Source organism: uncultured Gimesia sp. (assembly GCF_963972345.1).
Lineage (GTDB): Bacteria > Planctomycetota > Planctomycetia > Planctomycetales > Planctomycetaceae > Gimesia.
The window spans coordinates 1-5,761 of the sequence record NZ_CAXAVM010000296.1 but is presented as its reverse complement, the minus strand read 5'-3'; the positions used below and the strand labels follow the sequence as shown (position 1 = coordinate 5,761).

General features: G+C 55.5%; 2 protein-coding genes. Both read left to right on the top strand.

What is annotated here, in order from left to right; translation table 11 throughout:
* Window positions 1–244: 244 nt before the first annotated feature.
* Window positions 245–4,249 carry an ATP-dependent RNA helicase HrpA gene (hrpA, locus tag AACZ40_RS27860; RefSeq protein ID WP_291177648.1) on the top strand — a complete coding sequence of 1,335 codons (4,005 nt, stop codon included), beginning with the start codon at window positions 245–247 and terminating at the stop codon, window positions 4,247–4,249.
* A 554-nt stretch (window positions 4,250–4,803) separates the two neighbouring features.
* The gene (locus tag AACZ40_RS27855) at window positions 4,804–5,652 is read left to right on the top strand and encodes an MqnA/MqnD/SBP family protein (protein WP_291177645.1); all 849 of its coding nucleotides are present in this window, start codon (window positions 4,804–4,806) and stop codon (window positions 5,650–5,652) included.
* Window positions 5,653–5,761 lie beyond the last annotated feature (109 nt).

Below are 5,761 nucleotides of genomic sequence, written 5' to 3'. Positions count from 1 at the left end.
TTTCCCTGGTTTGACTGCTTGCTCTGACAGTTTCCTGTTGTCTGCGACAACCCCGAATTGCATTCGGGGCTACCCGGCCGGAACACAATATCATCTGGTTTTGGTCCTGAATGGCTCTCTTTCTCATGTTCCGTTGAACTATTCCCACAAAACCCGCCTGAAACCCTTCGCGCTGCCGAACTTTCGTTTCATAATGCGGGTCAACCCTGTTGGCTGGTCCTGTTTCTTTTTCTGTTGATGTCTGATGTCCCGCGGTGATGTGAATTCGGCTGCTGCTGACGCTGGTGCTGCCAGTGAGGCTTCCACTGCTGCGCTGTCGGAACTGCCGGCGTTGATCGCGCGTGCGATGGCCGGGGATCAGTTTCGGCTCTCACAACGGCTGCGGTCGATCCGACAGGCACAAAAAGACAAAAAGCCGTTCGATAAAAATCTGCAGCAGCTGCGGGACGAACTGGAGAAATCACTGGCCCGCCGCGAAGAACGGCTCAAACTCTGTCCCAAAATCACCTTTGATCAGAGTCTGCCGATCCATGCAGAACTGGACTCCATCCAGAAGACAATTGAAGAGAACCAGGTGGTCATCGTCTGCGGGGAGACCGGATCGGGGAAATCGACACAGTTGCCCAAGCTGTTACTGTCAATGGGTCGCGGGATCAGCGGCATCATCGGGCATACGCAGCCCCGCCGGATCGCCGCCCGTTCGGTCGCCGCCCGCATCTCGGAAGAACTCGGCCGCGAACAGGGAACCGCCTGTGGCTTCAAGATTCGCTTCACCGACACGACCAACCCGAATACCTATATCAAACTGATGACCGATGGCATCATGCTGGCAGAGACCCAGACCGACAGCTTCCTCAATCAGTACGATACAATCATCATCGATGAAGCTCACGAACGCTCGTTGAACATTGACTTTCTGCTGGGTTTTCTCAAACGTCTGCTGCCCAAACGCAGAGACCTGCGGGTGATCATCACCTCGGCGACGATTGACGCGGAACGCTTCAGCGAACATTTTGCCAGCCGCGAAGGACCCGCGCCGATTCTGAATGTCTCGGGCCGCACGTATCCGGTTGAGATCCGCTATCGTCCCTTTGATGACGAACCGGCTGGTAAAGAGGCAGGCAAAGAAGCCGGCAATAAGTCACAGAACAATTCACGCGACGAACAGTCGCAGCTGGCGGATGCGGTCAACGAACTGGCGGCCATTGATGACGGCGACATCCTGATTTTTGTGGCGACCGAGTGGGATATTCGCGAGACGGCCAAACTGCTGCGGGGTCGGTCGATCATCGGCGATGACGGCGGACAGCAGACCGAGATTGTGCCCCTCTACGGGCGACTGTCGACGGCGGAACAGAATAAAGTCTTCCGCCCTTCTTCGTATCGGCGGATTGTGATTGCGACGAACGTCGCGGAATCGTCGATCACGGTGCCCGGCATCCGCTATGTGATCGATACCGGGCTGGCACGCATCAGCCGTTATTCCAGTCGGTCACAGGTGCAGCGTCTGCCGATTGAAGCGGTGTCGCAGGCGTCCGCCAATCAGCGGGCCGGTCGCTGCGGTCGTGTCGCACCGGGGATCTGTATCCGGCTTTACAGCGAAGCCGACTATAAGAGCCGCGATGAATTCACGTCGCCTGAAATTCTGCGAACCAACCTGGCGTCGGTCATTCTGCAGACGCTGAACATGAGGCTGGGGGCGATTGAAGAGTTCCCGTTTATCGATCCGCCTAAACCAACGGCAATCCGCGATGGCTACAGCACGCTGTATGAACTGGGGGCGATTGACGAACAGAATCGGCTGACGGACATTGGTCGCAAGATCAGTCGTCTGCCGGTCGACCCGCGGATTGCGAGGATGATTCTGGCAGCGCATGACGAAAACTGTCTGCACGAAATTCTGATCATCGCGGCGGCCCTGGAACTGCAGGACCCGCGGGAACGGCCGATTGAAAAACAGCAGGCCGCCGACGAAGCACACCAGCAGTTTCGCGATCCCGATTCGGATTTCCTCAGCTTCCTCAAACTGTGGGACTTCTATCACAAGTTGAAAGAAGAGCAGTCACACAGCAAGCTGCGACGCGCCTGTGTGCAGAATTTCCTGTCGTACAACCGGCTGAGGGAGTGGGCGGACATCTTCCGTCAACTGCGTCAGCTGGTGGAAGAGAGCGGGATCAAACCGCATCCACGGAAAGACGATTCGGCGGCCATTCATCGAGCGCTGCTGCCCGGCCTGCTCTCGAACATCGCCATGCGTTCGGATTCGCACGAATACACGGGCGCAGGACAGCAGAAGTATTTTCTCTGGCCTGGCTCGGGAATTTTTGAGAAGAAACCAAAGTGGATCATTTCTGCCGAGCTGATCGAAACGAGTAAACGCTACGCGCGGACCGTTGCGAAGATTTCACCCAACTGGATTGAGCCAGCGGCCCCGCACCTGGTGAAGAAGAGCTGGAGCGATCCCCGCTGGAACGGCGAAGCGGGCTCGGCGGTCGCTGCGGAAAAAGTGACGCTGTTCGGCCTGACCATCGTGCCCCGACGTTCCGTGCATTACGGAAAGATTGATCCCGAACATTCACGGACGCTGCTGCTGCAGTACGGCCTCGTCGAAGGTGACATTAATATCAATGTCGATTTTCTGGCGCACAATCAGAAATTCATCGAAGATCTGGAACAGCAGCAGGCCCGGTCGCGACGGTACGACCTGATTCCTTCGCAGGAACAGCAGTTCGCATTTTACGATCAGCGGATTCCGGAAAACGTGTATGATGGCGTGAGCCTGAAGAAGTGGTGGAAAGTCGCCAGCCGCAAAACGCCGACATTGTTGAATATGCGACTCGAAGATTTTTTCGATACGCAGAGCGAAGAGATCGATGCGGGCGAATTCCCGGACGCGATCAACATGGGCAAGATGCAGTTCCCGCTGGAATATCATCTGGAGCCTGGTACCGAGGAAGACGGCGTCACCGTTTCGATTCCGCAGGAGAGTCTGAATCAACTGTCGCCGCAACGGCTGGGCTGGCTGGTGCCGGGACTGCTGGAAGAAAAAGTGGCCGCGATGATCAAGGCGCTGCCCAAGGCGGTCCGCCGGATGCTGGTGCCGGCACCGGAGACGGCAAAGCAGGTCGTCAGCAAGCTGGAGTTCGGCAAAGGTTCGTTTGAAGAGACGGTGGCGGAGATGCTCTCGCAGATATCGGGCGAACGGATTACCGCGGACCAGTTTGAGATCGAACGCCTGCCTCAGCATCTGCAGATGAATATTCGCGTGCTGGACCAGGGAGGCGCCGCGATCGCCGTCAATCGGAATCTGACTCAGCTGCGACAGGAATACGGTTCGAAAGCCGCCAGCAGTTTCACGGCACTCTCGGATGACCACTGGAGTCAGTCCGGGCTGACGGACTGGACGTTCGGTGATTTTCCGGCAGAGGTCCAGATTCAGCACGATCAACTTTCGCTGACAGGTTTCCCCAGTTTAGTGGATGAACAGACGACAGTAGCGCTCTGTCTGCGTGATGCACCGGAGCGGGCAGCTTACGAAACGCGGTTTGGTTTGCGGCGGTTGTTTGTCCTGTCGGAACACAAGCGACTGAAAGCCCAGGTCGAGCATTTACCCGATCTGAACCGAATCTCATTGTATGCGACCGCGATTGGCGGGATCAATCTGCGGGAACAACTGGTCGAACTGCTGGCAGAGCGGACCCTGTTTGGACAAAAAGAACGACTGCCGCGGAACGAGGCAGAGTACCGTCAACTGGTGAAAGAGTGGCGGAACCAGATTCCGGTCGCCGCACAGGACCTGGCCAGTCTGCTGCCGGGCCTGTTTGAGCAGTATCACAAAATGAAGGTGACCCTCGATAAGACCAAGGTGCCAGCCTGGAGTGAGCCGCTGCACGACATGCGGGCCCAGTTGAATGCGATGATCAACAACCGATTCCTGGTGAGCACGCCTTACCCGTGGCTGCAGCAGTTCCCGCGCTATCTGCAGGGCATGGAGATGCGGTTGAGCAAGCTGGGAGGAACGGGTCTGCAGAAAGACATCGCGAACATTCGCAGTATCTCGCGTTACTTCGAACTCTATTCACAGCGGGCCCGACAGCATCACGAGCGGGAAATCGTGGATCCGCAGCTGATCAAGTTCCGCTGGATGCTGGAAGAATTACGGGTCTCCCTGTTCGCCCAGAAGCTGGGCACGGCTTTAAAGGTCTCGCCGAAAATCCTGGACCAGCAGTGGGCCGCGGTAAGGGACTGATTTTTGCTGCCATGCGAAGGAGGAAACTGTCAGTAGAAGCGATGAATCCGGGCAGCGACTGACTTTGCATTGCCATACTGCGAACGTTCTTAATGGACCCGTTCCAGAGATAAATCCGGGGCGACTTTCGCCAGGCGGGCGGACACATGGGTCCGCGCCCTACTTTGATGGGGTTGGTATTGTTTCCCTGAGTTGAATGTTTGCCCTGACAGTTTCCTGTTGTCTGCGACAACCCCGAATTGCATTCGGGGCTACCCGATCTTTCTGATGGCTGGTTTTGGGTTTTCGTGGTCGTCAATCAATCGACACATGTGCAAGAATACACGCAACTGGATGTATGGTTTCACTTATTTGAATCGCTGGTTGCGTTTCAGGAGCCCTCGGTGCCCGGCTTTATAAGTTGTTCACGCTGCAAGGTGGCTAAGTGGCGGGGAACTCTCTATAGTGTTCTGCAACGCTTTTCAGCTTATATAGTCTGCTGTTGAAGCTGGTGTTTCCGCCGGCGATCAATCGTTTACATATTCACCAAGACTCCATTTATTTGTGTGTGATCCATGATGACAGATGAAAAAGTATTAATTCAGGTAGGCCACAGTCCCGATCCGGACGATGCCTTTATGTTTCATGCCCTGGCCAATGACAAGATCGAAACTGGTAAGTATCGATTTACTCACGAGTTACAGGATATTGAATCGCTCAATCAACGGGCCTTCAATGCCGAACTGGAGCTGACGGCTGTCAGCCTGCATGGTTATGCTTACCTGACGGATACCTACGCGATCTGCTCCTGTGGTGCCTCGATGGGTGACAAATATGGCCCGATGGTTGTGGCTCGCGAAGAGTGGAGTATTGACGATCTGCGGGGCAAAAAAATCGCCATTCCCGGTAAGCTGACCACCGCCTTTCTGGCGCTCAAATTACTGCTGGGCGATGACTTCGAATACGAAGAGCATCCCTTCGACGAAATCCTGAACCTGGTCGAACAAGGCAAGTTCGACGCGGGCCTGATCATTCATGAAGGTCAGCTGACTTATGGCAACCAGGGATTGAAACTGGTCGTCGACCTGGGCCAGTGGTGGTACGAAGAAACCGGCCTGCCTCTGCCCCTCGGTGCGAATGCAATTCGCAAAGACATGGGACAGGAGATGATGGAAGAAGTCACCGCCATTCTGAAACGCAGCATCGAATATGGCCTGGAACATCGGGGTGAAGCGCTGGATCATGCTTTGCAGTACGGTCGCGATCTGAACCGGGACAGTGCTGACAAATTCGTAGGCATGTATGTCAACGACTGGACCCTGGACTTCGGCGAAAAGGGACGGGAAGCCGTCGCTGAACTGTTGAAGCGGGGTTACGAAGCGGGCATTATCCCCAACCCGGTCAAACTGGAATTTATTGGTTAAGACTTCAGTGGCAGCCCGGGCAATGTTGTTTTCGGGCTGTCCTGTTTCATATAGAGAGAAGGTGTATGTGATGAGTGAATCCAGCTCATCAGGATATCTGCAGAGCCTG